Origin of the sequence: Haloferax sp. Atlit-6N (assembly GCF_003383195.1) — an archaeon.
GTDB lineage: Archaea > Halobacteriota > Halobacteria > Halobacteriales > Haloferacaceae > Haloferax > Haloferax gibbonsii.
Window position 1 is genome coordinate 57,340 of sequence record NZ_QEQJ01000006.1, and the last position, 25,461, is coordinate 82,800.

The 25,461-nt window shown below is 67.1% G+C and carries 30 protein-coding genes and 2 tRNA genes; 8 read left to right on the forward strand and 24 right to left on the reverse strand.

The genetic code is table 11. The features are described 5' to 3' along the window. Positions 1 to 132 precede the first annotated feature (132 nt). From rpl12p to DEQ92_RS17890, 5 genes are all read right to left on the reverse strand, one after another. Positions 133 to 471, reverse strand: coding sequence for a 50S ribosomal protein P1 (rpl12p, locus tag DEQ92_RS17870; RefSeq protein WP_004974573.1), 339 nt, complete (start codon positions 469 to 471; stop codon positions 133 to 135). Positions 472 to 492: 21 nt separating this feature from the next. Then, positions 493 to 1,542 (reverse strand): 50S ribosomal protein L10, encoded by a 1,050-nt coding sequence (locus DEQ92_RS17875; RefSeq protein WP_004974571.1) that lies wholly within the window; start codon positions 1,540 to 1,542, stop codon positions 493 to 495. After that, complete coding sequence (locus DEQ92_RS17880; protein ID WP_004969375.1) at positions 1,539 to 2,177, reverse strand: 50S ribosomal protein L1; 639 nt, start codon at positions 2,175 to 2,177, stop codon at positions 1,539 to 1,541. The genes DEQ92_RS17875 and DEQ92_RS17880 overlap by 4 nt, the downstream gene beginning before the upstream one ends. A 305-nt stretch (positions 2,178 to 2,482) precedes the next feature. Further along, positions 2,483 to 2,962: a 50S ribosomal protein L11 gene (locus tag DEQ92_RS17885; RefSeq protein ID WP_050459770.1), complete on the reverse strand. Its 480-nt coding sequence runs from the start codon at positions 2,960 to 2,962 to the stop codon at positions 2,483 to 2,485. A 94-nt stretch (positions 2,963 to 3,056) separates the two neighbouring features. Beyond that, positions 3,057 to 4,121, reverse strand: coding sequence for a M42 family peptidase (locus DEQ92_RS17890; protein WP_004974569.1), 1,065 nt, complete (start codon positions 4,119 to 4,121; stop codon positions 3,057 to 3,059). A gap of 150 nt (positions 4,122 to 4,271) precedes the next feature. On the opposite strand from DEQ92_RS17890, the gene DEQ92_RS17895 reads away from it, so the two are divergent. From DEQ92_RS17895 to DEQ92_RS17905, 3 genes are all read left to right on the forward strand, one after another. Then, positions 4,272 to 4,616 carry a hypothetical protein gene (locus DEQ92_RS17895; RefSeq protein WP_050459771.1) on the forward strand — a complete coding sequence of 115 codons (345 nt, stop codon included), beginning with the start codon at positions 4,272 to 4,274 and terminating at the stop codon, positions 4,614 to 4,616. Positions 4,617 to 4,724: 108 nt separating this feature from the next. Continuing rightward, positions 4,725 to 5,813, forward strand: a complete 1,089-nt coding sequence (mvk, locus tag DEQ92_RS17900; RefSeq protein ID WP_115805007.1) for a mevalonate kinase — start codon at positions 4,725 to 4,727, stop codon at positions 5,811 to 5,813. Further along, the gene (locus DEQ92_RS17905) at positions 5,810 to 6,556 is read left to right on the forward strand and encodes an isopentenyl phosphate kinase (RefSeq protein ID WP_115805006.1); all 747 of its coding nucleotides are present in this window, start codon (positions 5,810 to 5,812) and stop codon (positions 6,554 to 6,556) included. Before mvk ends, DEQ92_RS17905 begins: the two co-directional genes overlap by 4 nt. Before the next feature lie 12 nt (positions 6,557 to 6,568). Here the strand turns inward: DEQ92_RS17905 and DEQ92_RS17910 are convergent, their stop codons facing one another. Beyond that, a complete protein-coding gene (locus DEQ92_RS17910; RefSeq protein WP_004974559.1) occupies positions 6,569 to 7,315 on the reverse strand; it encodes an MBL fold metallo-hydrolase in 747 nt (248 codons plus the stop codon). Between the two features lie 94 nt (positions 7,316 to 7,409). Here DEQ92_RS17910 and DEQ92_RS17915 point away from each other — a divergent pair, with 94 nt between their 5' ends. Next, positions 7,410 to 10,166, forward strand: a complete 2,757-nt coding sequence (locus DEQ92_RS17915; RefSeq protein ID WP_115805005.1) for an ATP-dependent helicase — start codon at positions 7,410 to 7,412, stop codon at positions 10,164 to 10,166. A 63-nt stretch (positions 10,167 to 10,229) separates the two neighbouring features. Here the strand turns inward: DEQ92_RS17915 and DEQ92_RS17920 are convergent, their stop codons facing one another. Further along, positions 10,230 to 12,884, reverse strand: coding sequence for an ATP-dependent helicase (locus DEQ92_RS17920; protein WP_115805004.1), 2,655 nt, complete (start codon positions 12,882 to 12,884; stop codon positions 10,230 to 10,232). Between the two features lie 121 nt (positions 12,885 to 13,005). Between DEQ92_RS17920 and DEQ92_RS17925 the strand changes: the two genes are divergently transcribed. After that, positions 13,006 to 13,581, forward strand: a complete 576-nt coding sequence (locus tag DEQ92_RS17925) for a hypothetical protein (RefSeq protein ID WP_050459777.1) — start codon at positions 13,006 to 13,008, stop codon at positions 13,579 to 13,581. 100 nt (positions 13,582 to 13,681) lie between these two features. Beyond that, positions 13,682 to 13,909, forward strand: a complete 228-nt coding sequence (locus DEQ92_RS17930; RefSeq protein WP_004974550.1) for a hypothetical protein — start codon at positions 13,682 to 13,684, stop codon at positions 13,907 to 13,909. A 264-nt stretch (positions 13,910 to 14,173) separates the two neighbouring features. Here the strand turns inward: DEQ92_RS17930 and DEQ92_RS17935 are convergent, their stop codons facing one another. Then, complete coding sequence (locus tag DEQ92_RS17935) at positions 14,174 to 15,136, reverse strand: zinc-dependent metalloprotease (protein WP_004974543.1); 963 nt, start codon at positions 15,134 to 15,136, stop codon at positions 14,174 to 14,176. Positions 15,137 to 15,246: 110 nt separating this feature from the next. Between DEQ92_RS17935 and DEQ92_RS17940 the strand changes: the two genes are divergently transcribed. After that, a complete protein-coding gene (locus DEQ92_RS17940) occupies positions 15,247 to 16,065 on the forward strand; it encodes a VOC family protein (protein WP_004974542.1) in 819 nt (272 codons plus the stop codon). Positions 16,066 to 16,122: 57 nt separating this feature from the next. Here DEQ92_RS17940 and DEQ92_RS17945 read toward each other — a convergent pair whose 3' ends face one another. The 14 genes from DEQ92_RS17945 to DEQ92_RS18010 all read right to left on the reverse strand — a co-directional run bounded on the left by DEQ92_RS17945 (position 16,123) and on the right by DEQ92_RS18010 (position 23,545). Beyond that, positions 16,123 to 17,283, reverse strand: coding sequence for a rhodanese-like domain-containing protein (locus DEQ92_RS17945; protein ID WP_115821187.1), 1,161 nt, complete (start codon positions 17,281 to 17,283; stop codon positions 16,123 to 16,125). A 156-nt stretch (positions 17,284 to 17,439) separates the two neighbouring features. Further along, positions 17,440 to 18,222 carry a 30S ribosomal protein S2 gene (rpsB, locus tag DEQ92_RS17950; protein WP_004974538.1) on the reverse strand — a complete coding sequence of 261 codons (783 nt, stop codon included), beginning with the start codon at positions 18,220 to 18,222 and terminating at the stop codon, positions 17,440 to 17,442. Beyond that, positions 18,219 to 19,418, reverse strand: coding sequence for a phosphopyruvate hydratase (eno, locus tag DEQ92_RS17955; protein WP_115821188.1), 1,200 nt, complete (start codon positions 19,416 to 19,418; stop codon positions 18,219 to 18,221). The genes rpsB and eno overlap by 4 nt, the downstream gene beginning before the upstream one ends. Before the next feature lie 4 nt (positions 19,419 to 19,422). Next, a complete protein-coding gene (locus tag DEQ92_RS17960) occupies positions 19,423 to 19,599 on the reverse strand; it encodes a DNA-directed RNA polymerase subunit K (RefSeq protein ID WP_004043021.1) in 177 nt (58 codons plus the stop codon). Next, complete coding sequence (locus DEQ92_RS17965) at positions 19,596 to 19,790, reverse strand: DNA-directed RNA polymerase subunit N (protein WP_004061330.1); 195 nt, start codon at positions 19,788 to 19,790, stop codon at positions 19,596 to 19,598. The genes DEQ92_RS17960 and DEQ92_RS17965 overlap by 4 nt, the downstream gene beginning before the upstream one ends. Before the next feature lie 12 nt (positions 19,791 to 19,802). Then, the gene (locus DEQ92_RS17970) at positions 19,803 to 20,201 is read right to left on the reverse strand and encodes a 30S ribosomal protein S9 (protein ID WP_004043023.1); all 399 of its coding nucleotides are present in this window, start codon (positions 20,199 to 20,201) and stop codon (positions 19,803 to 19,805) included. Further along, the gene (locus DEQ92_RS17975) at positions 20,195 to 20,632 is read right to left on the reverse strand and encodes a 50S ribosomal protein L13 (RefSeq protein WP_004974520.1); all 438 of its coding nucleotides are present in this window, start codon (positions 20,630 to 20,632) and stop codon (positions 20,195 to 20,197) included. The genes DEQ92_RS17970 and DEQ92_RS17975 overlap by 7 nt, the downstream gene beginning before the upstream one ends. Next, positions 20,629 to 20,979 carry a 50S ribosomal protein L18e gene (locus DEQ92_RS17980; protein ID WP_004043025.1) on the reverse strand — a complete coding sequence of 117 codons (351 nt, stop codon included), beginning with the start codon at positions 20,977 to 20,979 and terminating at the stop codon, positions 20,629 to 20,631. Before DEQ92_RS17980 ends, DEQ92_RS17975 begins: the two co-directional genes overlap by 4 nt. Before the next feature lie 26 nt (positions 20,980 to 21,005). Further along, a tRNA-Leu gene (locus DEQ92_RS17985) sits at positions 21,006 to 21,090 on the reverse strand. A 144-nt stretch (positions 21,091 to 21,234) separates the two neighbouring features. Next, entirely contained in the window at positions 21,235 to 22,014 is a 780-nt protein-coding gene (locus DEQ92_RS17990; RefSeq protein ID WP_004974519.1) for a DNA-directed RNA polymerase subunit D, read from the reverse strand. A gap of 6 nt (positions 22,015 to 22,020) precedes the next feature. Next, entirely contained in the window at positions 22,021 to 22,413 is a 393-nt protein-coding gene (locus tag DEQ92_RS17995) for a 30S ribosomal protein S11 (RefSeq protein ID WP_004043027.1), read from the reverse strand. Continuing rightward, positions 22,410 to 22,937, reverse strand: a complete 528-nt coding sequence (locus DEQ92_RS18000) for a 30S ribosomal protein S4 (protein WP_004974516.1) — start codon at positions 22,935 to 22,937, stop codon at positions 22,410 to 22,412. The genes DEQ92_RS17995 and DEQ92_RS18000 overlap by 4 nt, the downstream gene beginning before the upstream one ends. Next, complete coding sequence (locus tag DEQ92_RS18005) at positions 22,934 to 23,437, reverse strand: 30S ribosomal protein S13 (RefSeq protein WP_004969358.1); 504 nt, start codon at positions 23,435 to 23,437, stop codon at positions 22,934 to 22,936. The genes DEQ92_RS18000 and DEQ92_RS18005 overlap by 4 nt, the downstream gene beginning before the upstream one ends. A 23-nt stretch (positions 23,438 to 23,460) precedes the next feature. Further along, positions 23,461 to 23,545 (reverse strand) — tRNA-Ser (locus DEQ92_RS18010). Positions 23,546 to 23,751: 206 nt separating this feature from the next. Between DEQ92_RS18010 and DEQ92_RS18015 the strand changes: the two genes are divergently transcribed. Further along, positions 23,752 to 24,102, forward strand: a complete 351-nt coding sequence (locus DEQ92_RS18015) for a co-chaperone YbbN (RefSeq protein WP_050459779.1) — start codon at positions 23,752 to 23,754, stop codon at positions 24,100 to 24,102. Between the two features lie 30 nt (positions 24,103 to 24,132). On the opposite strand, the gene DEQ92_RS18020 is transcribed toward DEQ92_RS18015, so the two are convergent. Both DEQ92_RS18020 and DEQ92_RS18025 read right to left on the reverse strand, forming a co-directional pair. Further along, positions 24,133 to 24,849: a TetR/AcrR family transcriptional regulator gene (locus DEQ92_RS18020; RefSeq protein WP_115805001.1), complete on the reverse strand. Its 717-nt coding sequence runs from the start codon at positions 24,847 to 24,849 to the stop codon at positions 24,133 to 24,135. Positions 24,850 to 24,869: 20 nt separating this feature from the next. Further along, on the reverse strand, positions 24,870 to 25,337 hold the full coding sequence (locus DEQ92_RS18025; protein WP_115805000.1) for a zinc ribbon domain-containing protein: 468 nt from the start codon (positions 25,335 to 25,337) through the stop codon (positions 24,870 to 24,872). Positions 25,338 to 25,461 lie beyond the last annotated feature (124 nt).

The following is a 25,461-nucleotide window of genomic DNA, read 5'->3' on the forward strand; positions in this document are numbered from 1 at the left end:
GGCGCTGACGGTGGCGCGGCCCGCGTCCGAATCGGCGAACACGCGACCGGAACTGCCGCTGGTGAGTTGCGTCGAAAGAAATCGGAGTTTCGAAGCGAGCGTCGCCGCGGATGCGGCTGAGTCTCGCAGGAGTTAGCCGAAGAGCGCGCCGAGGCCCTCGCCGTCGGCTTCTTCGTCGTCGTCGTCGTCGTCGCCGCCTTCGTCAGCGGCCTCTTCTTCGGCGTCTTCCTCGTCGTCGTCGTCAGCGGCCTCGACCTCGCCACCGGCGGAACCGCCCGCGGCGGGCGCGGGGGCAGCGGCGGCCGTCTCGATGGCCTCTTCGATGTCGACGTCCTCGAGCGCGGCGACGAGCGCCTTGACGCGGGACTCCTCGACATCGACACCGGCGGCCTCGAGGACCGCGGTGATGTTCTCTTCGTTGACCTCTTCGTCCGACTCGTTCAGGATGAGCGCAGCGTAGACGTATTCCATTGTTGTGTACCTTGTGTGTTGTTAGAACAGGGAGCCGAGGGCGTCGCCAGCGTCTTCGTCGTCGTCGCCGTCGTCTTCGGCGGCGTCTTCGTCGGCGTCGGCGTCTGCCTCGTCGGCGTCCGCTGCTTCTTCGTCAGTCGATTCTTCTTCCTCGGCGGCACCCGTGTCAGCCGCGGACACGCCGCGGAGTTCCTCGGGAAGCGCCTCTTCGTCGTCGATGTTCGCCGCGAGCGCCCGAAGCTGGGCGTCCGCCTTCGAGATGAGCTCGGGCATGAAGTCCGGGCTCTCGATGTTGGCGAACAGGCCGACGGCCTTGGCCTCGCTCGTCGCCTTGGCGATGAGCGTCGGCGCGGTCTGAGCGGTCGGGTAGACCGCGTTGACAGAGAGGTTCGTCGCGGCGGAGACGGCCGACTGGATGTCGGCGCGGTACTCGTCCACGTCGATGGCGAGTTCGTCGGGCTCGAACAGGACGCCTTCGGAGAAGACGCCGCGGAGGTCGAGACCGACCTCCTTGGGTTCGATGCCGAGTTCCGCCAGGACGTTCGCGAGTTCCTCGGAGACTTCCTCGCCCGCCGAAAGGACGTTGGAGTCTTCCGTCACCTTGATCGAGCCGTCCATGATGCGGGCGGACGCCCCGACCTGCTGGAGTTCGCCGACGAACGGACCCGGGTCGACACCGGTGTCACCCTCGGGGATGACGATGTCGTTCGGGGCGACTTCACCGGCGTTGATGGGCGCGGGCGTCTTCGACGCCTCGAGCTCCTTGTACAGGGCGAACGGGTTGTCGTTCGTGCCGATGAGGGCGACCTGCCCGGCGATGTACTCCTTGAGTTCCTCGAAGCCGTCGTCGACTTCGTCGAGCGCGCGGTTCGCGAGCGTGTTACGGCTCATGCGCACCGCGGCCGAGCCGTGAAGCTCGCGGCGCATGGCCTGGAGCTGGCGGCTCGGGATGCCCGCGACGCCGACGACGCCGACGGATTCGTAGGATTCGATGAAGTCGACGAGCTCGTCGACCTCTTCACGCTTCCACTGCGGGATAACCTCGGTCTGCCGAACCTCGGACTCGCTCATGCGGGCACCTCCACGGACGGCCCCATCGTCGTCTTCACGTAGACGGAGTCGATGTTGAGCGGGCCCTTTTCGAGCGTCGCCTCGAGACGACGGACGATGACGTCGATGTTCTCCGCGATTTCGTCGGGCGTCATGTCGTCTGCGCCGACGCGCGTGTGGAACGTGCGACGGTCGCGCGAGCGGAGCTGCACCGTGTTCTTCATCCGGTTCACCGTCTCGACGACGTCGTCGTCGGGCTGAAGCGGGGTCGGCATCTTACCACGGGGACCGAGCACGGTACCGAGGTAGCGACCGATGTCCTGCATCAGTCCAGCCTCGGCAACGAAGAAGTCGGTCTCGTCGGCAAGGTCTTTCGCCGCATCGGTGTCGTCGCCGAAGTCTTCGAGCTCGTCGGGCCCGAGAACTTCGTCGGCGACATCCTCTGCGCGGAGCGCGGTTTCACCGGTCGCGAACACCACAATCTGGGTGTCCTGGCCGGTGCCAGACGGGAGCACGATGCTCTCGTCGACACGCTTCGACGGGTCGTTAAGATCTAAGTCTCGCAAGTTCACGGCGAGGTCAACCGTTTCGCGGAAGTTCCGCCCGGGTGCCTCGTCGAGTGCGCGAGAGACTGCGTCAACTATTGTGTCTGCCATTATTCACCTCCGTAGTACGCAGGATTGCTCCTACGGGTCAGTGAAACAGGCTACTGCCTGCCTCGTCCGGCAGGACGAGTAGGCTCAACTTAAGTCCGTCGAACCACGGGAGCCGAAACCCCCGAATTCGGGGGTTTCGCGTGCCACAGCCACACATGCGAACTGGCGAGCACGCGAGCGATGTGCGGTCGTCGACGGTCGAGTCGCTCCGGGTCGAGTCGGGTCCGTGGAGAGAAGAAAGCGGGCCGAGTCGACTCGGCCCGACGGAAAGGGCGGTTCGAACCGCCGAGACGGTTCCGAGACGATTACTCGTCGTCGAAGTGGTCGTCGAAGTCGCCGCCGTCGATGCGCTGCTTGAACGTGCGGGCGTCTTCGCCCTCGATGGTGACGCCGAGGGACGCGCACGTCCCGGCGACTTCCTTCGAGGCGTTCTTGAGGTCGTACGAGAGCAGGTCAGAGGACTTCTGCTCTGCGACCTTCTTCAGCTGTGCGATGGACATGTCGGCGACGAAGTTCTTCTGGGGTTCGCCGCTGCCGGTGTCGAATCCGACCTCGTCCTTGATGAGGGCGGCCGTCGGCGGGACGCCGACCTCGATGCTGAACGAGCCGTCGTCGTCGTACTCGACGGTGACGGGGACTTCCATGCCGTCGAAGGCAGCCGTCTGTTCGTTGATGTCGTTGACGACGTCCTGCACGTCGACGGGGGTCGGGCCGAGTTCCGGGCCGAGCGGCGGACCGGGGTTCGCCTTCCCGCCGGGAACGAGTACTTCGATAGTTCCAGCCATACGTGGAAACACCGTGTGGCGACTTTTAACGGTTTTCTTTCGCCCGGAGGCGTGTGCGACAACTACGCACAGCGCGGGGGCGCCGTCCGCCCGCCTACAGTTCGACGCCGAACGAGTCCACGTCGCCCGCGAGCGCGGCCATCGACCCGAGCAGTTCGGCCACGTCGTCGAGGTCGCTCGTGGAGACCACTTCGACGGGCGTGTGCATGTAGCGGTTCGGGATGCCGATGTTGAGCGAGGGGATACCGGAGCGACTCGTGTAGAAGGCGTCCGCGTCGGTTCCCGTGCGGATGCCGGCGGCCTGCAGTTGGACGCCGATGTCGGCGTCCCCGGCCGCGTCGCGGGCGAGCGAGACGACGTTGGGGTGGTTCGCGCTCCCGCGGGAGACGACCGGCCCCTCGCCGAGTTCGACCGGGCCCTTGCGCTTGCCGGGCACGTCGGGGTTGTCCGTCGCGTGGGTCACGTCGACGGCGACCATCGCGTCGGGGTCGAGGTCGTAGCCGACCATCTTCGCGCCCTGCACGCCGACTTCCTCCTGAACCGTGCTGACGGCGTACACCGTCGCGTCCACGTCGGCCTCGACGGCGGCGCGGAGGCCCTCCGCGGCCGACCAGGTGCCGACGCGGTTGTCCATCCCGTTGGCCGCGACCCGGTCGCCCGCGAGGTCGCGGACCCGCGCTTCGACCGTCACTGGGTCGCCGACCTCGACGTGGTCCTTCGCGTCGCCCTTGCTCGTCGCGCCGATGTCGACGAACTGCTCTTCGAGGTCGTCGTACTCCTCGCTTCCCACGTCACGGAGGTGGATGGCGGTCTGGCCGATGACGCCGGCCACGTCGCCGCCGTCGCCGTGGACCGTCACGTGCTGGCCCTTCGAGACGGTGCGGTCCGCGCCGCCGATGGGACCGATACGGACGAAGCCGTCGTCGTCGATGTCGCGGACGATGTAGCCGATTTGGTCCGCGTGGCCGGTGAAGGCGATTTCGGGGCCCTCGCCGGTGCCCTCGTGGACCGCGACGGCGTTGCCGTAGTCGTCGACCGTCACGTCGTCGGCGAACTGCGAGACGTAGTCCACCCACACGCGCTGGCCGGCGACCTCGTAGCCGGACGGACTGGGTGTGGTGAGCAGGTCTTCGAGGAAGGCGCGTCGGTCGTCGTCCATACGGGAGATTCGCGGGCGGCGGAACAAGAACACAGCGAATCCAGCACACCCCACCGGGTGTCACCGCGGGGCGAGGTCGTCGCGTCTCACGGCGACCCGCGTCGTCCCGTCGCCACAAGGCATATCCATCTTGTGAGCGTACTGATGGGTATGGCCGACTTCACCCTCTTCGAGGTCCACCTGCACGACGGTTTCGAGTTCAGCCCGACCAACAGCGCGCCGCTCCTCTCCAAGCGCGGCGGCGACGAGGCGGCGGCACTCGAAACCGAGGACGAATCGTACGACGACTACGACGACTACGACGCGGAGCTCGACGCCGACGAGACCGACGAATCCGAGTCGAGCGGCGGCCCCGGTATGGCGCTGCTCGTCGGGTTCGTCCTCCTCGTCGGCATCGCCGCGGCGGTCCGCTACATCCGCGGCGGCGGCGACGACCTCGACGAACTGGCCGACCTCGACGACGAGGAGCGAGACGAAGTCGAAATCGACGCCTAAGCCGGCGGCTCCGAACACCGTTTTTCCGCGACCGTTCCCACCGACGACCACCGCCGGGTTCGGCCGCGGTCGGATACCCTTAAGCGAATCCCGTAGCAACTCCGGGGTATGACCGTTTCGAGCGCTCCCGGCAAGGTGTACCTGTTCGGGGAGCACGCAGTCGTCTACGGCGAACCGGCGGTCCCCTGCGCGGTCGAGCGCCGGGCGACCGTCACCGTCGCCGCTCGCGACGACGACCACGTCCGCGTCCGCGCCGAGGACCTGAGTCTCAACGGCTTCACCGTCGAGTACCGCGGCTCGACCGGCGACCGGCCCGACGTGGACGTTCCGGCACCGCTCGTGGAGGCCGCGATGGGTTACATCGACGCCGCGGTCGACCAGGCCCGCGAGGCCGCCGACGCGCCCGACGCCGGCTTCGACATCACCGTCGAAAGCGACATCCCGCTCGGGGCCGGCCTCGGCTCCTCCGCGGCGGTCGTCGTCGCCGGCATCGACGCCGCGACCCGCGAACTCGGCGTCGAACTCGCGCCCCGCGAAATCGCAGAACGCGCCTACCGCGCCGAACACGAGGTCCAGGACGGACAGGCCTCCCGCGCCGACACCTTCTGTTCCGCGATGGGCGGGGCCGTCCGCGTCGAGGGCGACGACTGCCGGACCATCGACGCGCCGCCCCTCCCGTTCGTCATCGGCTTCGACGGCGGTGCGGGCGACACCGGCGCGCTCGTCTCCGGCGTCCGCGCGCTCCGCGAGGAGTACGACTTCGCCGCCGACACGGTCTCGACCGTCGGCGACATCGTCCGCCGGGGCGAGGAACTGCTGGCCGAGTCGGACCCCGACGCCGACGAACCGCCCGAGGAGCTCCTCTCGGAACTCGGCCGCTTCATGAACTTCAACCACGGCCTGCTCGAAGCCCTCGGCGTCTCCTCGCGCTCGCTCGACTCGATGGTGTGGGCCGCCCGCGAGGCCGGCGCGTACGGCGCGAAACTGACCGGCGCGGGCGGCGGCGGCTGTATCGTCTCTCTCGACCCGACGCCCGAGACCCAGACCGCGCTCCGGTTCACCCCCGGTTGCGAGGACGCCTTCCGCGCCGAACTCGCCACCGAGGGCGTCAGAGTCGAGGTCCCGCCCGAAGCGGACGCGGAAGCAGAGGCAGAAACGGACCCCGAGCGCGACGGAGACGGGGAGGACTCGGCGTGAGTCTCGTCGTCCTCAAACTCGGCGGGAGCGTCGTCACCGACAAGGACGAACCGGAGACGGTGGACGAGGAGGGACTGGCGGCCGCGGCGGACGCGGTCGCGACCCTCGCCGAGTCGGGCCGCATCGTCGTCGTCCACGGCGGCGGGAGCTTCGGCCACCACCACGCCGCCGAACACGGCGTCTCCTCGGAGTCCGGAAGCCACGACGCCCGCGGCGTGCGCGCCATCCACGACGCGATGAAGCGACTCAACGACGCCGTCCTCGACGCCCTCGCGGACCGCGGCGTCTCGGCCCTGCCGGTCCATCCGCTCTCGGCCGGCGCGCGCGAGGCCGACGGCTCGCTGTCGCTTCCCCTCGCGGCGACCGAGACGATGCTCGACGAGGGCTTCGTCCCGGTCCTCCACGGAGATGTCATCGCGCACGCGGGCAAGGGCGCGACCATCGTCAGCGGCGACGACCTCGTGGTGTCGCTCGCGTCCGGACTCGGCGCGGACCGCGTCGGGCTCTGTTCGACCGTCCCCGGCGTCCTCGACGCCGGCGGCGACGTGATTCCCGAGATTACGGCGTTCGCGGACGCGGCCGACGCGCTCGGCGGGTCGGAGTCGACCGACGTGACCGGCGGCATGGCCGCGAAGGTCAGAAAACTGCTCGCGCTCGGCGCGCCGGCGCACGTCTTCGGCCCCGAGGGGCTGTCGGCGTTCGTCGCCGGCGAGTCGCCCGGGACCGTCATCCGCGGAGAATAGTCGGACTCGAACTCAGAGTTCGACGACCAAGCCGTCTTTTGCGACCCGAACCTCGCCGTCGAACCGTTCGCTCACGCTCGCTCGGAGGTCGTCGGTGACGCGGTCGGCGTGCGGGTAGAGGTGCGTCAGGTAGACCGAATCGATGTCCCAGCCGGCGAGCGCCTCGCCCACCTGCGACGGCGTCGGATGGTTCGACACGTCCACGTCGTCCGGGAACGAGCAGTCGTGCGCGAGGACGCTCGCGCCGTCGGCGAAGTCGCCGAGGGCGGAGAACGCCTCTGTGTCCCCCGAGAAGACGAAGTCGGCCTCGCCCCGCTCGTTGCTGAAGCGGTAGGCGAGCGTCGGCATCGAGTGGCGGACCTCGAACCCCATCACGTCGAAGCCGGCGACGCCGAACTCGGTCGGCCCGACCTCCCGAACCTGCACGTCGAGGCGTCCCTTTAGGTAGTCGTGAACGTCGAACAGCCCCTCGACGAGGTCCTCGGTTCCCTCGGGGCCGACGATTTCGAGTCGGTCCTGTCCGGCGAGCCACCGGGCTTTCACGAGCGCCATCAGGTCCGACACGTGGTCGAGGTGGTGGTGCGTGAGGAGGACAGACGAGACGCCCTCGTAGCCGACCTCCGTCTCCGCGAGTCGGGCGAGGACGCCCGACCCGCAGTCCACGAGGAGGGCGTTGCTGTCCGATTCGAGGAGGAGCCCGGTCTGGGCGCGGCCGGTGACGGGCATCGCACTACCGGTTCCGAGGAACGTGACGCGCATGCGCCGAGATACCACGGCGGCGGCGTTAGTCCTTGCGCCCGCTGGCTCGGCCGCGGGCACAACCCTCATACCCGCGCAGGCTAACCCCGAGGTAATGACCCGGCGCGGCCGCTCGCTTCTCGCGTCGAGAGGCGGCGACTACGAGTTCGACCCCGAGTCGGTGACGGTCGCCGACGAGGACGTCCTCGACCTGTTGGAGCCCGCCGTCCAGGAGTGGTGGGTCGACCGGTTCGGGGAGTTCGTCCCCGGCAACGGCGGCTTTTTCACCCCGCCCCAGCGCGGGGCCATCCCGCGCATCCACGACGGCGACAACGCCCTCATCTGCGCGCCGACGGGGTCGGGCAAGACCCTCGCCTCCTTCACGGCCATCATCAACGAGCTGTTCCGCCGGGAGCGCGAGTCGCCCGACGGCCTCGACAACTCGGTGTACTGCCTCTACGTCTCGCCGCTGAAGTCGCTCGCCAACGACATCCACCGGAACCTGACCGAGCCGTTAGAGGGCATCGCCGACATCGCCGCCGACCGCGGCGAGACGGTCGACATCAGACACGCCATCCGCCACGGCGACACCTCCTCGGCGGACCGCCAGAAGATGCTCTCGGAGACGCCGCACATCCTCAACACGACGCCCGAGACGCTGGCGATTCTGCTCAACTCGCCGAAGTTCAAAGAGAAGCTCCGAACCGTCGAGTACGTCGTCGTCGACGAGATTCACAGCCTCGCGGAGAACAAACGCGGCACTCATCTGTCGGTGTCGTTAGAGCGGCTGGAGGACCTCGCCGAGTCGTCGCCGACGCGCATCGGCTGTTCGGCCACCGTCGAACCGCTCGACACGGTCGCGGAGTTCCTCGTCGGCCGCGAGGACGGCGAGCCCCGCGACTACGAACTCGTCGACACGCGGTTCGTCCGCGACTTCGACGTGCAGCTGGAGTGTCCGACCGACGACCTGATTCGGACGCCCCGAAGCGAGGTCCAGAGCCGGTTTTACGACCGCCTGCACGACCTCGTCGCCTCGCACACGAACACGCTCGTGTTCACCAACACGCGGTCGGGCGCGGAGCGCGTCCTCCACAACCTCCGCGAGGGGTTCGACGACATCGACGAGTCGAACTCCGGCTGTCACCACGGGAGCCTCTCGAAAGAGCGCAGACAGGAGATAGAGTCGAAGCTGAAAGCCGGCGAGTTACGCGTCGTCACAACTTCTACGAGCCTCGAACTCGGCATCGACATGCCCCACATCGACCTCGTCGTGCAGGTCGGCTCACCCAAATCCGTCGCCGCGCTCCTCCAGCGGGTCGGTCGGGCCGGCCACCAGCTCGGCCAGACGGTCGAAGGGCGCGTCATCGCCCTCGACAGGGACGAACTCGTCGAGTGCGCGGTGATGCTCTCGAAGGCCGAGTCTGGCTTCGTCGACCGGGTGTTCATCCCCGAGAACGCCTTCGACGTGGCCGCCCAGCAGGTGTACGGGATGGCCATCAACGCGATTCGCCCCGAGTCGGAACTGCGGGAGACGCTCCGGCGGGCCTACCCGTATCGGAACTTCTCGGACGACGACTTCGAGCGCCTGTTCCGCTATCTCACCGCCGACTACGACGGTCTCGAAGACAAGAACGTCTACGCGAAAATCTGGCGCGACACCAACGACCCGCCGGACGGCGAACACCACTACGAGGAGTACCCCGTCGGCGAGCACCTCATCGGCAAGCGCGGTCGGATGGCCCGCGTCATCTACATGACCAACATCGGCACGATTCCGGACTCGTTTACCTGCGACGTGTTGGTCCGCGGGGCCGACCAGTGGGTCGGCACGCTCGACGAGGGTTACCTCGACACGCTGGAGAAAGGCGACGTGTTCGTCCTCGGCGGCGACCACTTCGCGTACCGCTACCGCCGCGGGTCGAAGGTGTACGTCGACCGCACCGCACAGCGCCCGACGGTCCCCTCGTGGTTCTCCGAGCGCCTGCCGCTTTCGTACGACCTCGGCCGCGAACTCGCGGCGTTCCAGGCCGACCTCGTGGACCGACTCGACGCCGGCGGCGCGCCCGCCGTCAGGTCGTGGCTCCGGGAGTTCCCGCTCGACGAGAACAGCGTCCGCGCCGTCACGCGGATGTTCGACGAGCAGGTCAGGTACGCCGGCCCCGAGAGCGTGGCGACTCCGGACAGACTCGTCGTGGAGACCGAACTCGACCGCGACACCTACCGCCGGCACTTCTACGTCCACTGCACCTACGGCCGGCGGTTCAACGACGGCCTCTCGCGGCTCCTCGCGTACCACGCGGCCCGCCGGACGAACGCGAACGTGCAGGTCGCCGTCGCCGACAACGGCTTTTCGCTCTCGATGCCGCTCAACCGCAAAGTCGACCTCGCGGGCGTCCTCCGCGACCTGACACCCGAGGAAGTCGAAGCCGACCTGCGGGCCGCCCTCGACGGGACCGACCTCCTGAAGCGCTACTTCCGCATCAACGCGACGCGCTCGCTCATGATTCTCAAGCGCTACAAGGGCTACGAGAAGTCCGCCGCCCAACAGCAGGTCTCCTCGGAGATGCTGCTGTCGTTCGCACAGGACCTCGACGAGTTCGCCGTGATAGAAGAGACCTACCGTGAGATCCTCGAAGACAAACTCAACCTCGCCGCCATCGAGGACGCGGTTGCGGCGATTCAAACGGGCGACGTGGACGTGGTCGGCCACCAGGTCTCGTCGCCGACGCCGCGGGCGTTCGGCCTCGCCACGCTGACCGCGAGCGACGTGGTCCTCGCCGAAGACGAGAGCGCGGCGCTCCGGGAGTTCCACGAGCGCGTCAAGGCCGAAATCGGCGACGACGAGGCGGACCTCGGCATCGACGTGGACTGACGGGCGACGGGTCGGCGAGTCGGCGGGGCGGCGGGCCGACGGTCGGTGCGCCGCCGAGACGACCTACCGGCGCGCCCACGCGAGCATCCGGTCGTAGAACGGGTCGGATTCGAGCGCGTCGGCGTCGCCGACGAGACACAGCGCCTTCTTCGCCCGCGTCAGGGCGACGTTGATGCGGCGGTGGTCCTCGAACAGCGGGCCGTCCAAGTCGCCGGTGGCGACGAAGGAGACGACGATGACCTCCTTCGAGGAGCCCTGGAACCGGTCGACCGTGTCGACGGTCGCGTTGGTTCTGCGGGAGATTTCTGCGACCTGCGCCCGGAACGGCGCGATGACGCCGATGTCGTCGGCGTCGACGCCGGCGGCCTCGTAGGCGGCGACGACCTCCGCCACGCGGTCGGCTTCGATGGGGTTCGTGTTGCCGACGCGCCGGCCGTCGGGGTCGACGAAGGCGACTTGGTCCGCAAGTTCCGCGGGGAGGTCCGCGGTGTCGACGCCGAGGTCGCGGAGGTGCTGAGACGCGACAGCGCCCGTGGCCGGGCGGAGCGCGCCGTCGTAGAACTCCTTGGAGGCGAAGGCCTGAATCCGCTGGGACATGCGGTACTGGCGGTCGAGCATGACCGAGGCGTCCGGGTACGTCTCGATGAGTCGCTGGAACAGCGATTTCTGGAGGTCGTTTTCGGCGCGGACGACCGGCGGAAGCTGTTTGTGGTCGCCGACGAGGACGAACCGGTCTGCGAGGTTGACGGCGGCGAGCGTGCCCGGTTCGGTTATCTGCGACGCCTCGTCGACGAGCGCCACGTCGAACGACTGCTCGCGCATCACGCGCGACCCGCAGGAGGCGGTGGTCGCGGCGACGACCGGCGCGTCGTGGAGAGCGGCGGCGAGCGCGTTCGGGTCGCCGCTCCGGGAGAGCCGAACGTCCTGCATGTCCTCGCGGACGCCGGATTCGGTGCCGACGCGGACGATATCTTCGAATCCTTGGTCGCGCAGGGCCTCCAGCGCGTTGTCGACCGCGCGGTTCGTGAAGGCCGAGAGCAAGACGCGGTTGCCGTCCTCGACGAGCGCGCGGATGGTCCGGGCGATGGTGTAGGTCTTGCCCGTCCCCGGCGGCCCGTGGATGAGCGCGAGGTCGTCGGCGTCGACGGCGAGGCGGACCGCGTCGTCCTGCGCGTCGTTGTTGTCGATGAACGTGCGGCCCGCAGAGCGGTCCGAAAAGTCGGGGTCACGGCGGTCGAACAGCACGTCCTTGCGGTCGGGCGAGCCCTTGAGCACCGCGTCGTGGAGCGCGGTGAGCAGGCGGTCGACGGTGAGTTCGGAGGGGTACACGTCGAGGCGGCGGAGCGGGACGGGTTCGTCGGTCGTGACGACGATTTCGTCGCCGAGTTCGACGATGCGCGCGAGTTCGGCGTGCCCCTCGACGGGGTGGCCGTCGCTGGCGAGCGCCACGTCGCCGGCGCGGAGTTTCGACACCGCGTCGTCGGTCTGCTTCGCCCGGAGTTCCCACGTGCCGTCGGGGCGCTCGGTCTGGCCGATGGGTTCGAGGCCGATGAGCGCCCGGTCGTCGTCGGCGCGCTCCTCGGCGCTCTGGTCCCAGAGTTTGCGGTACTCCTTGTGGACCGCTCGTCGCTCCTCCTCGACGGCGCGGTAGAAGCGGTCGAAGTAGTCGCGTTCCTCCTCGGGGACCGGATTCCCGATTGCGCCGGCTTTCGACTCCTGGTCGAGTCTGCCGGAGACGACCATGCAGGTGTCCTTCTCGAAGCAGTACTCGCACTTCGAGTTCACCTCGTAGCCGGTCGGCACCGACGCGTCGTGTTCCATCGCCGCGATTTCGTTGCGGGTGCGGACGACGAACTCGAGGAGGCCGCGGCCGATGGAGAAGTCCTTCGCCGGCGAGAGGTCGCCGGACTCCTCGGTCCGGTCGAGCGTCGTGTTCTTCGTGTAGAGGAGCGTCCCCGTGTCGACCGGGACGCCCCGCTCTTCGAGGATGAGCGCGTAGGAGGCGGCCTGAATCTTGTCCTGGAACCGCGGGTCGCGGTTGAGGTTCTTGCCGGTCTTGAGTTCGACGGGCGACCCTCGGCGGAGGGCGTCGGCGCGGCCCTTGATGCCGAACGTCGGCGAGATGAGCGTGTACTCGGAGCGCCACTCGTCTTCGTCCGTGAGGACGCCCTGCGAGAGCCAGCCCTCGATGGCGGCGGCGTTGCGGCGGACCTCGTCCGCGACCTCGTCGACCTCGCGGCCGAGCAGGCCGAGTTCGAGGCCGCGCTCGTCGATGCGCTCGTCGATGGACGAGTCGAGGTCGCGGCCGCGGAGGAGGTCGCCGAACACGTCGTGGACGATGGTCCCTTTCACCACCGGGTAGTTCAGCGGGATACCCGAGAGCTTGTTCAGGTAGTACATCCGCGAGCACTGCACCCACGAGCGGATGTCGGTCACGTCGACGAGGAAGTCGGGTTCGACGACGACGAACGACTCCGAGCCGGTCGAATAGGTCGTCTCGCCGCGGTACTCGGACTCCTCGGCGTCGGTGACGAGCAGGTCCATCCCCGGTTCGGCGTGTTCGGCGGCGTGGGTCCACTTCCCCCAGAGGGTGACGGTCACGGGGTCTCCGGTCCCGCGCTCGGGGCGGAGCGTCACCTCCGCCAGCGACCGCTCGCCGTACTTCGTTTCGACGTCACGCGGCTCGCCGACCTCGACGAGCGGACCGCGAAGGTTCACGTCCGAACCGTCGGTGAGGCGCGGCCAAATAGCCGTCGGTGGGGTGTGAGTCCCGCGCGGTTCGCGTGCGCGACTCTCCCCGACCGTCACGCTCTTTCTCTCCCGCGTGGTACGCCCAACCATGCGCGTCAGAGATTGGCAGGACATCCTCTCGGAGGTCGTCGAAGACGGCCGCGGCCGCGACCCCGACGCGTGGCGGGCCGTCGCGGGCACCCGGCGACGGAGCCTCGGTGAGGACCTCTTTCTCGCCCATCCGAACGCCGGTGTCTACCAACTGAAGACGTACGCGAAGAACCCCTACGAGGTCCGCGGCGTCGGCGCTCGCGTCGCCCGTCGCATCGACGACGACCTCGACCCGCTGTTCCCGCGCCGGCGCGGCGACGACGGCGAGAACGACGCCGGCCGGTTCGCCGTCCAGCAACCGCCCGAAGACGAGTCGCAGGCCGAATCGATGGCGCGGCGACTCGAAGAGACCGTGAAAGTCCACGCCGACGCGCCGACCACCGCCGACGACTTCTTCACCGACGTGATGGAGGCGCTCGAAAGCCCGGCGTTCGGCCCGATGGACTACGAGTTCGACGCCCGGCCCGACCGCCTCGACGACCTCGCGGACGAGTTCGCCGACGCCGACGAACTGCTGTCCACGGACCTCGACGACCTCATCGAGTCCGACGGCGTCGACCGCGGGTTCCAGTGAGACACCGGTTTCAAACCCTCCCAACCCAATGGACTGCTATGGACGATAGATTCCGCGGGCGGTCGCGAAAACCGCCCCACGGCGCGATTTCGGAGGAACGATGGTCGGTTCCAGCATGAGCGACGAGGAGACGCGGCTCGCCAACAACCGAATCAAAATCGGATTCGTCCTGTTGGTCGGCGTGTCGGCCGGGCTCGTCGCCGTCCAAGCCGGAGCGACGCTCGTTCAGAGCGCAATCGCGCTCCTCGCCGGGGTGGCCGTCGGCGGGGTCCTCACGTGGTATCTGGGCCGCTGGGCCAAGGAGTTCACCGCGGTGAACCGACGCTAGACGTATCGTCTGTTGTGAAATTCGAACACAAACACATATTTCAGATTAAACGCGTGGCACTGAATCGCAGGGTATATATCTGTCCTCTGAGGACAGTTTCTCGCCGGTAACCAGGGCAGGGGCAATGACCTGGTTATTCACCGGAAGACGCTGTGGGACACCGGAATTGGGCCTTCGGTGCAACGCGGCGTCCTACCCAAGGTGCGTGCGCGACCCGGACACGGTTCGGGTGTCGGGTACGCATGTGATGGAGTTGCAGTCTCCTCAGGGCGATACCCGTGCGATCCATCGCTCGGGCGCGTCCAATTCCGCGTCGGTCGGTAAGTTCTCCGGATGGTCCCACACTCGCGAAGCGGCCGCGACGCCGCGTTCGTCGGCGACGTGCTCGAAAAAGCGAGCGCCGCGTTCGTACTGCCGGCGCTTGAGGCCGAGTCCGAGGAGCCGCCGCGCGAGCTTCGCGACGGGACCGCCGCCCTGTCGTCGCTCGTCGAGCTTCCGGCGGAGGTCCTCGTAGTCGTCGTCGAACGCCCGGTCCATCAGCAGTTCCGCGTAGCCCTCGACGGCGGTCATCGCCGTGTCGAGTTCGCGGAACGCGTCGCGGTCGATGTCGCCTTCGACGAGCGCGTCGACGCCGCGTTGCATCCGCGATTCGAGGTGCGTCGAGAGCCACGGGGCCGCGCCGAACTCCGCGGCGTGGGACACCTCGTGGAAGGCGATCCAGCGGCGGAACCGCGGGTAGTCCACGTCGAGGCTGTCGGCGACCCGGCGGATGTTCGGGTGGACGAAGTACAGGCCGTGGTCGTCGTCGCCCTCGGCGAGGAGCAGCGGGTCGTACTGCCCGAGGACGTTGTTCCCGAGGAACGAGAGGACGAAGGCGAACGAGCCGGTGTTGACGGCGCGGGTGACACCGGGAAGGAGCGCGGGGCCGTGTTCCTCGAACGGGACCATCACCCGGCGGAACGTCGCCACGTTCGCGTCTATCCAGTGGTGTCGGTTCTGGACTTCGACGACTTCGGGCACGTCGAACTCCACCTCGGCGACGGTCGAAAGGCGGTCGCGCGCGTCGCGAACGTCCGCGGCGTACCCCGCTCGCTCCGCCTCCGAGAGGTCGAGCGAGCCGGGGTCGGTCGCGGCTTTCGCGGCCTCGGCGACGGCGTCCCAGTCGATGGTGCCGGAGCCGGTCGCCGAAGCGTCCGCGACCGCTCTGACGCTCCGAAAGAGGTTCATACTGTATCGTGGCGGGCCGGACGCAAAACGCTTCGGTCGGGCGAAACGAACCCTCTAATTCGCAGACACGACGCCCCTAAACACTATACCGAGTCGAACGTGGGGGGCGTATGGACCGAACCATCGACCACGTCGCGTTCGGTGGTACCGAGCTGTACGAACTCCGGGCGGCCGCGAACGAGGTCGGTCTCACCCCGACCTACGGCGGCGAACACGGGACCGGAACGACTCACATGGCCGTCGTCCCGTTCCCCGACGGGTCGTACCTCGAACTCATCGCGCCGACGCTCGGAACCGACGCGGCGGACGCCGGCTTCTGGCCGGACCACCTCGCGGCCGACGCCGGCCCCGCATCGTGGTGTCTGGAGACCGACGACGCCGCCGCCACCGCCAAGGCCGCCATCGACGCCGGCCTTCCCGTCGACGGTCCGCACGAGGCCTCCCGCGCTCGGCCGGACGGCCGCCTCGTCGAGTGGGACATGAGCTTCGAGGGCGCGGACCAGCGGCTCCCCTTCTTCATCCGGGACCGCACCCCGCGGAGCTACCGCGTCCCGAAAGCCGCGCGAAACGCCGCCGTCCGCGGACTCCACACCGTCGTCGTCGCCACCCGCAACCGCGAAGCGACCGCGGCGCTGTTCGCCCGACGGCACCGCTACCCTTCGCCGGTCGACATCAACGGGCCGTTCTCCGAGTTCGCCGTCCTCCCCGGCACGCCGCTCGCCCTGTGCGAACCCGGCGGCGGCGCGCTCGAAGCGCGCATCGACGCGGTCGGCGAGGGACCGTGCGCGTTTCTCGTCGGCGTCACCGACCTCGACCGGGCGCGGAACTCGCTGTCGCTCGGCCCCGAGATTCGCTACAGCGACCGCCACATGGCGTGGTTCGACCACGACCTGTTCGAGGGGCGACTGGGCGTGGTGGAACTCCCCTGAATCGGCCCGAATCGGCCCGAATCGCCCTGAATCGCGAGTCGAGGTCCGACGGTCGGCTCAGGCGGCGCAGTTGTTCGGTCCGAGTTCGAGTTCGGTCGCCTCCTCCTCGTCGCCGACCGAGGCCCGCCCGGTGTTGATGGCGATGACGCGCTCGTAGTTCGCGGGCTTTTCCGGCGTATCTCCGGCCACCCGGTCGACGAACGCCTGCTCGTCCATCGACAGCAAGTCGAGTTCCCCGCGCAGGTCGCCGAGCGTCGCGCTCACGAGTTCGCCCGGCGCGGCGACGCCGTAGCGCCCGTCCGCCCCGACCGAGACGTGCCCGGGGAGGACGCGCGTCTCGTCGGGAAGCGACAACAGCGTGTCGTGGAGCGTCTCGTAGAGGAGTTCCGCGCCCGTCGCCGCGTCGGCGTCGCCGAACTGGAGTTCCGTCCGGCCGACCGACTCGACGAACAGCGTGTCGCCGGTGAGGAGGAACCGACCGTCGACGAGGTAGTTCGTCATGTCCGAGGTGTGGCCCGGCGCGTGAATCGCCTCGATACCGTAGTCGCCGACGCTCAGCGTCTCGCCGTCGTCGAGCGCGGTGAACTCGTATGCAACGTCGCGGTCCGCCGCCTCCGAACCGAGGTAGTACGGCACGCCGAGTCGGTCGGCGAGGGCCCGGCCGCCCGAGACGTGGTCGGCGTGGACGTGCGTGTCGAGCACACCCGAGACCGTCATGCCGGCGTCGGCGGCGACGAGTTCGAACTCGTGGACCTGCCGCGTCGCGTCCACGACGACCGCCTCGCGGGCCGACCGCGAGCCGACGACGTAGCCGAGACAGCCCTTCGCGCGCCGCTGGACCTGCGCGACGAACAGGTCGTCGTCGCCGGTGTCGAGTTCGACCACCTCGTACAGTTTGCTCCAGTCTTCCATGCCGCCCTTGACGACCTCCACGTCGTCGTAGCCCCGCGACGCGAGTTCGAACCCGAACGACGTAGAGGACAGGCCCTTCCCGCAGATGGCGACGACCGGCCCTTCCTCGGCGAGGTCGTCGACGCGCTCCCAATCCCAGTCGCCGCCGAGTCCGTCGACGGGGTGGAAGGGAACGTTAACCGAGCCCTCGATGTGCCACGACTCGAAGCTCTCGGGCGGTCGCGTGTCGACCACGGTGAACGATTCTCCCGCGTCTACCTGGTCAGCGAGTTCGCTCACGGTGAGCTGGTGGAGGAGTTTACTCATGTGGTTAGCTATGGGAACGACGCACAAAACCGTTTGCGGCGGGAGCGACGCGCGCGGCTCTCGGGTCGGCGTCGCTGCACCGCTATCGAACCGAGAGAACGTGCCGCCGCTCACCGGGCGGGTGTCAGAAAAGTCGAATCGAAATGTCGTCCCGAACTACAGTTCGGCCTCGAAGTCTTCGAGGGCGTAGACCGTGTCGGAGCCGCGGCGGTCGAGCGTCTCGTTGGCGAGGAGCCAGTAGACGACCGACAGCGCGCGTCGACCCTTGTTGTTCGTCGGGACGACGAGGTCGACGTTCGACGTCTGGTTGTTGGAGTCGCACATCGCGATGACCGGGATGCCGACCGTGATGGCCTCCTTGACGGCCTGCGCGTCACCGATCGGGTCGGTGACGACGACCACGTCGGGTTCGATGTAGCCGGCGTAGTCGGGGTTCGTCAGGGTTCCCGGGATGAAGCGGCCCGTGCGGGCGCGAGCGCCGACGGCGTCGGCGAACTTCTCGGCCGGGAAGCGACCGTACTGGCGGGAGGACGTGACCAGAATCTGCTCCGGACTGTAGTTCGCGAGGAAGTCCGCGGCGGTGCGGATTCGCGAGTCAGTCTGGCTGACGTCGAGCACGTAGAGCCCGTCGTCGCGGACACGGTGGATGAACCGGACCATGTCCTTGGTCTTCTGCTGGGTACCGATGTGGACACCGGCGGCCAGGTAGTCCTCGACCGGGATGAGCAGGTCGGCGTCTTCGTCGGGCATAACGTCCTCGTCGAAGGCCGGTTCCGGCTCTGCTTCTTCGGCCTCGGCGGCTTCGTCGGCCGCCTCGGCGGTCTCTGCTGTCTCGTCTTCGGTGGCGGCCTCGGCGGGTTCCGTCTCGGCGACCGCTTCGGTCTCCGTCTCGGGTTCCTCGTCGGCGACCTCCACCGCGTCGTTTTCGTTGTCGCTCATACTGCGTCGTCCGCGATGCGGATGAGTTCGTTCAGTTTGGCGGTTCGCTCGCCCTGCACCGTGCCAGTCTTGATGAACGGCGCGTCGGTTGCGACGGCGAGGTGTGCGATGGTCGCGTCTTCCGTCTCACCGGAGCGGTGAGAGATGACGGCGTCCATCCCGTTTCGGGAGGCCAGTTCGACGGCGTCGAACGCGTCGGTCAGCGTCCCGATCTGGTTCGGCTTGATGAGGATGGAGTTCGCGGCGCCCACGTCGATGCCGTCCTGCAGACGGTCGACGTTGGTGACGAACAGGTCGTCACCGCAGATGAGCGTGCGGTCGCCCACGCGCTCTGTGAGTTCCGCGAAGCCCTCGTAGTCGTTCTCGTCGAGGGGGTCTTCGACGTAGACGAGGTCGTACTCGTCGACCATTTCGGCGACGTAGTCGATCTGCTCGTCGGTCGTCTTCGTCTCGTCACCGTAGTGGTAGACGCTGTCTTCGAACATCTCCGAGGCCGCGATGTCGAGGCCGAAGCGAATCTCGAAGCCGAGTTCGTCCTCGACGTCGGAGACCGCTTCGGACATGATTTCGAACGCGTCGGCGTCCGAAACCGGCGGTGCCCACGCACCCTCGTCGCCCTTCGCGGCGGGCACGCCGCGCTCGTCGAGAATCTCGGACGCGCGGGCGTGGACCTTCGCGTTGGCGAAGACGGCTTCGGAGACGCTCGGCGCGCCGACGGGCGCGGCGAGGAACTCCTGGATGTTCGTCGCTTCCTTGGCGTGTTCACCGCCACCGATGACGTTCCCGAGCGGCGTCGGGAAGTTGTCGCCGCGGAACGCGCCGCCGAGGTGCTGGTACAGGGGTGCACCGAGCACGTCGGCACCGGCCTTCGCGGCCGCCATCGAGATGGCGACCGCACTGTTCGCGCCGATTTCCGAGAAGTTCTCGGAGCCGTCTGCGGCGCGGAGCGTCGCGTCGACCTCACGCTGGTTGCCCGCGTGGACCTCGTCCACGAGTCGGGGAACGGCGTGTCGCCGCGCGGCGGCGATGGCTTCAGTCGGCGGCAGTTCGATTGCCTCGTACTCGCCGGTGGACGCCCCGCTCGGGGCCGCAGCGCGACCGAACCCACCGGATTCGGTGAGCACGTCGGCTTCGACCGTCGGGTTTCCACGGGAGTCGAGCACGCGGCGCAGAGCTACGGATGTGATTCGAGTCATGTTGTCACTTACCCTCTCGTTTGACGGTGAACGGAAGTACACCTGCGTCGTACTCCTCAGCGGCGATTAATATCGGTTCGGTCTGTTCCGAATCGACGAGTACGGGTGCACCGTAGGAGACCTGCAGCGCTCGCGCGCCGAGGATGCGTGCCTTCTCGTATCGGTTGTACCGTTGCATCATTGGTAGGGAGATACGACGTCCACGAGGTCCTTGTGCGACACCATCATCCGCCGGCAGCAAGCACGGGTGACCCCGAGGTCGTCGAGGACGTCAGCGGGGTCCTCGTCTCCCTCGCGAGCACGGGCTTTGAACTCGTCCCAGTGTTCGCCGATCACTGTGCCGCAGGTGAAACACCGGACGGGAATCATCATGGTTAGATCACCTCAGCGGTAGGACTTCTGGTAACGAGCGCGCGCGCCCGGTCCGCCCCACTTCTTGGGTTCGGACTGGCGGACGTCGTTGACCAGAAGCGAGCGGTCGAACTCCATGTACGCGTCGCGAAGCTCCGCGTCGTTCAGGTACTGCACCAGGCCACGAGCGAGCGCGGTGCGGACTGCGTCGGCCTGACCGGCCACGCCGCCGCCGTTGACGCGCACGTCGATGTCGACCTGCGAGCGGAGGTCCTCGCCTGCGATGCGGAACGGTTCCAGCATCTTGAGGCGGGCCATCTCCGGCTCGACCAGCTCGACCGGCTGGGAGTTGATTCGGACTCGACCTTCGCCCTCGCGCACGGTGGCGCGAGCGATTGCGGTCTTCTTCTTACCGGACGTGTTCGTTACCATGTGACGTTAGCACCCAGCTTCTCGGAGACCTCTCCGAGCGAGATGAACTTGATGTTCGAAAGTCGGTCCAGCGAGGTGTCTTCGAGCATCTCGCCGTCTTCGTCGTACGGATTGCCGACGTAGACGCGGACGTTCGAGAGCGCCTCGCGGCCGCGGGGCTTCTTGTACGGAAGCATGCCGCGGATGGCACGCTTGAAGATGCGGTCGGGACGCTTCGGGTAGTACGGACCCTGGTCCGAACCGACTTCGACGCGCTTTCTGTACTTGGCCATCACGTCCTGTTCCGAGCCCGTGATGACGGCGTCTTCAGCGTTGACGACGGCGACCGTCTCCCCTGCGAGGGCGCGCTGTGCGACCTCCGAGGCGACGCGGCCGACGATGCAGTTTCGAGCGTCGACAACGACGTCTGCGTCGAATTCTGCGAGGCTCATCGGATCACCCGTACGTTGGACCCGTCGGGGTTCTGTTCAGCGAGTTGTTCTAGCGTCACGGTGTCGCCGACCTGCTCGATCTTCTTTCGAGCGGTGGACGAGAAGTCCACGGCCGCGACTGTGACGTTCTTCTGCAGCACACCGCTACCCAGCACCTTGCCGGGCACGACGACGGTCTCGTCTTCCTGAGCGTATCGTTCGATACGACCAAGGTTGACTTCCGCGTGGGTGCGCCGTGGCTTTTCGAGACGGTCCGCGACATCCTGCCAGACGTTGGCACCGGACTCACGCGAGACCGCCTTCAGCTCGGCGATGAGACTGTTGAGTCTCGGGTTCGTCTTACTCATTGTCTACCTCCAGAGAGAAAGCGGAGTGCAGGGAGCAGGATTTGAACCTGCGGACTCCTATGAGACAGCGCCCTGAACGCTGCGCCGTTGGCCAGACTTGGCTATCCCTGCAAGCATTCCGCTGTACTTCATGCCCCGTAAAAACACCTTCGGTCCGACCCGCCGCCGTGAGGGAGTCACACGCCACGCTATCGGTGGTCGTGACCCCTCGCGGGGCGGGCGAACGTCGGTGTTGAGACGGGGCAGTGTTCATTCTTACAGTGCGACCTTCTCTTCGAGCTCGGCCGCGCGGTCACCCAAGGAGGCGACTGCGCGGGTCACGAGCTCGTCGACGTCGAACGAACCGTCCGTCTCCACACTGAAGACGAACGCTCCGGGCACGTCGTGTACTTCGACCTCTTTACCGGGGTACCGCTCCGTCAGGTCGTTCCCGAACGTCTCCGTCGCGACGAGGTCGCCGTCTTCGGCGTCCCCCTCGGCGTGCTCCGCCGCGGCCTCTTCGATGACGCCGCGGAGGATGTTCGGTTCCTGTTCATCGAACTCGCCGGCGTCGCCGACGACCTCCACGCGCTGGAGGTGTCGGTAGCCGACGGCGACCCCGCCTTGGTTCTTGGCGTGGTCCTTTCCGTAGCCGAGGACGGCGTCGGCCTCGAACTCGAGGCGCTGGCCCTCCTTCAGCTCGATGATGGGGATGTTCTCGTCCGCCGGGACGACCATGTCGTCCGCGGATTCGATGTCCCCGGAGTAGGCGGTTGCCGGCCCGTCGACTTCGAGCGCGACGGTGACGGTGTCACCGGGCTCGAAGTCGTCGAGAGGCGTGGTCAACGGAACCAGACCGAGACGAAGCCCGATCATCTCGTCGAACATGACCGAGGTGTTCTCCACGAACCGAACGGTTTCGATGGAGAACGTCGGCACGTCGGCGACCATCGCCCGGCGAATGCCGTTGGCTAGCGCCGGGGTCAGACCGCGCGCGACGAAACGGGCGCGTCGGTCTTCGCGTTCGATGAACTCGACCTGGAAGTCGTTTACCATGGTGTGTTAGAGTCGGCTGTTTTTCGGCGCGCGAGTTCCGTCGTGCGGAATCGGCGTCACGTCCTCGATGCGACCGATCTCGAGACCGGCGCGAGCGAGGGCGCGAATCGTTGCCTGTGCGCCGGGTCCGGGGCTCTTGTTACCGTTGCCACCGGGACCGCGGACGCGGACGTGCAGACCGGCGATACCGGCCGCCTTAATCTGGTCGGCGACGCTCTCTGCCATCTGCATGGCCGCGTACGGAGATGCCTCGTCACGGTTCTGCTTGACGACGGAACCGCCGGACGACTTGACGATCGTCTCGGCGCCCGTGATGTCAGTCACCGTGATGAGCGTGTTGTTGAACGATGCGTGAACGTGGGCGATGCCCCACTTGTCACCGGTTTCGGATTCGCTCATTCTTGGGCCTCCGCGCGCTCAGGGTGCAGTTCGTCCGCGAGCTTCGACGTCTCGTCGAACGCCACGGTGTCCTCTTCGTCGACCTCGACCTTGCGGGAGGGGACGGTCGTCCGAGCACCGCCGACGGCCACGTGACCGTGGACGATGAACTGACGGGCCTGCTGGGGCGTCTGTGCGAGCCCCTTGCGGTAGGCGACCGTCTGGAACCGACGTTCGAGGATGTCGGTCACGTCGAGACGCAGCGTCTGGGAGATGTCGTCCTCCGCAGAGAGGATGCCGTAGCGGCGCATGCGCGCCATGAACTCGGCACCGAGCGACTCGGCCTCTTCGACGTCACCCTGGGCCTCGCCGAGGAGGCGTCGCGCCTCGCGGCGGAGGTTGCGCAGTTCGGACTGCGCGCGCCAGAGTTCTTCCTTGTTCTTGAGACCGTACCGAGAGAGGAGGTCCGATTCCTGCGCGATACGCTCGCCCTGGAACGGGTGGTTCGGGGTCTCGTAGAACTTGGTGTTGTTACCCGTCGTCATTCTTCAGCCTGCGCCTCCTTGATCTCCTCGACGTTGACACCGATGGTGCCTTCGGTACGTCCAGTGGACTTCGTCCGCTGGCCGCGAACCTTCTGGCCGCGCTGATGTCGAACGCCCTTGTAGGAGCTGATCATCTTCATGCGGTTGATATCATGCCGCCGCTTTTCTTCGAGGTCCGAACCCGTGATGTGGTCGGTCTCACCGGAGAAGAAGTCCTTCCGTCGGTTTGCCATCCACTCGGGGGCGTGGTCCTCGAAGTTCTCGACGACATCGACAACGGAGTCGATCTCGTCTTCGGGAAGCTTACCGAACAGCGCCGTTCGGTTCACTTCCGCGGCGTCGGCGATGATGCGCGCTGTGCGCTTGCCGATACCCTTCATGTCCGTCAGACTGCGCTCTACCGTCTTCGTTCCGTCAAGGTCGGTCTGACCAATTCGGATGAAGTAACGGAGGTCCTCTTCCTCCTCCGGAGAGCCGTCCTGTGGTTCTTCTGCACTCATGACTTTGGAAGTCGTGTTGTGAGCGTTGCGGCGGGGATTCGAACCCCGGGGGCTTGACGCCACTGAGTTAGCAACCCAGCGCCTTGGGCCAGGCTTGGCTACCGCAACACTTCGTTCGTGTTAGTTTCGCCCTTCCGGACTCGGGGACGACATTCCCCTACATCGATTGCATCCGTTACGAGACGGGGGCATTACTTAAACATCACGAAAGGGACCTCGCGTGAGACCCCGAGTCACCGTCGCTCGCCGGCGAACTGTGGGGTGTTACACAATCTCACCAAAATCATAATAACTACGGTTACGTATTCTGGTCAATGAGTTCGACAGAGTCCGCTCCTGAGGCGACGAAGCCGGTCCGAATCGAGACCGTCGAAGAGCTCGACGCCCTCGTGGCCGAACACGACCGCGTCCTCCTCGACATCTACACCAAGGGCTGCACGCTGTGTCAGAGCATCGAGCCGGTGCTGGGCAACGTCGCGAAGGCGACCGACGTGGTCGTCGCGATGATAAATCCGCAGACGGACATGTCGGTCGCGGAACGGTACACGATTCGGAGCGTCCCGACGCTCCTCCTGTTCGAGGACGGCGAACTCGTCGACCGCCTCGCCGACGGGTTTCAGGGCGCGCAGGCGGTCGTCGACTTCGTCGAGAACGACGAGCGGTGAGGAGTCGGTTCGGTACGGTGGCGACGCCGGTTACGCGTCGTAATCCGCGTCGTTACCGTCGGCGTCGCGTGCAGCGGCCTCGCCCGGGTGGCTCCCTTTCGGCATCACGTTGTCGAGGAGGAAGTACACCGAGTCGCGCATCGCGTACGCTGATTCGAGCCGCGTCCCGGTGACGCGCACGTCCAGGCTCCGAAAGAGGAAGGCCATCAGGTTCTCGGCCATCATCTCGGCGTTCATCTCGCGGTAGTGGCCCGACTCCATCTCCCGAGCGATGAGCGTCGCGACCGTCTCGACCATGTGCGTCTCCATGCGCCGGAACTTCTCTCGGTACTGCTCGTCGTGGACGGTCTGCGTGCGGAGTTCGAAGATGGCCCGCTGGAACGGGTCGACGCTGCCGCTGTCCGCGACCGGCTCCGGAACGCCGGGAGGGACCGACTCGCAGGTCGAAAGGTCGCCCTCCGGGGGGAGGACGTACTCGACGAACTGCCGAAGCTCGGCGTCGGGGTCGTCGGCCTCCGGGTCGATGGTCTCGACGAACAGGTCGATGATGTAGTCGAGGAACGCGAGGAGCAGCTCGTCTTTGTTCTCGTAGTGGTAGTACAGAAGCGAGGTGCTCTTTTCGAACTCCGTGCCGATGTTCTTTATCGAGAGGTCAGCGTAGCCGTGTTTCGCGAGCGCCCGGAGCGTGGCGTCCATAATCGCCTGCTCGGTCTCGCTTCGGCCGGTGTCGATTCGGTCGTCGTCCATGATGTGTCTCGTTGGGATTCTCAGTCGTCAGTTGGTTCGTCGAGGCGAGTGGTACACCAGTGACAGAAGTCGAGGTCGGCGTCGACCTCGCGGCCGCATTCGGGGCACGTGACGGCGTCCGAGTCGGGGTCGGAAACGGCCGCCGCCGAGTCGTCGGCGTCGTCGACGGTGGAGCGCGCCGCCTGCGCCTGCGCCTCGGCGGCCTGCCGGAAGCCGATGACGAACGCGTCGAGGACGCTCGCAAAGCTCACCGCGAGGAGGGGCAACAGCTCCGTGAGAACCGAGGTGAACTCCGAGGGGGACATCGTCTCGGCGGCGTCCAACGCCTCGAGCGTCCCCGAAGGAACGAACAGCGCGGCCACCGCGAGAACGAGGAGCACCCACATGGCGGCCCGTCGCCAGCGACGCAGGTAGATGTGGCCGAACCCGGTGAATATCAGTCCGAGTATCGCGGCGAGCCAAGGACGGAGCTTCGTGAGTGCGGACATACGTGGACTCGATTGATTCTCGCTCATGAGGGTTCCGTTCGTGGTGTGTCGTGGGAGTCGTGGGCGGGTCGCGTGCGATTCGTCGCGGGCTGTTCGACGCGCGGTTCCTCGCGGGCCGGTTGGC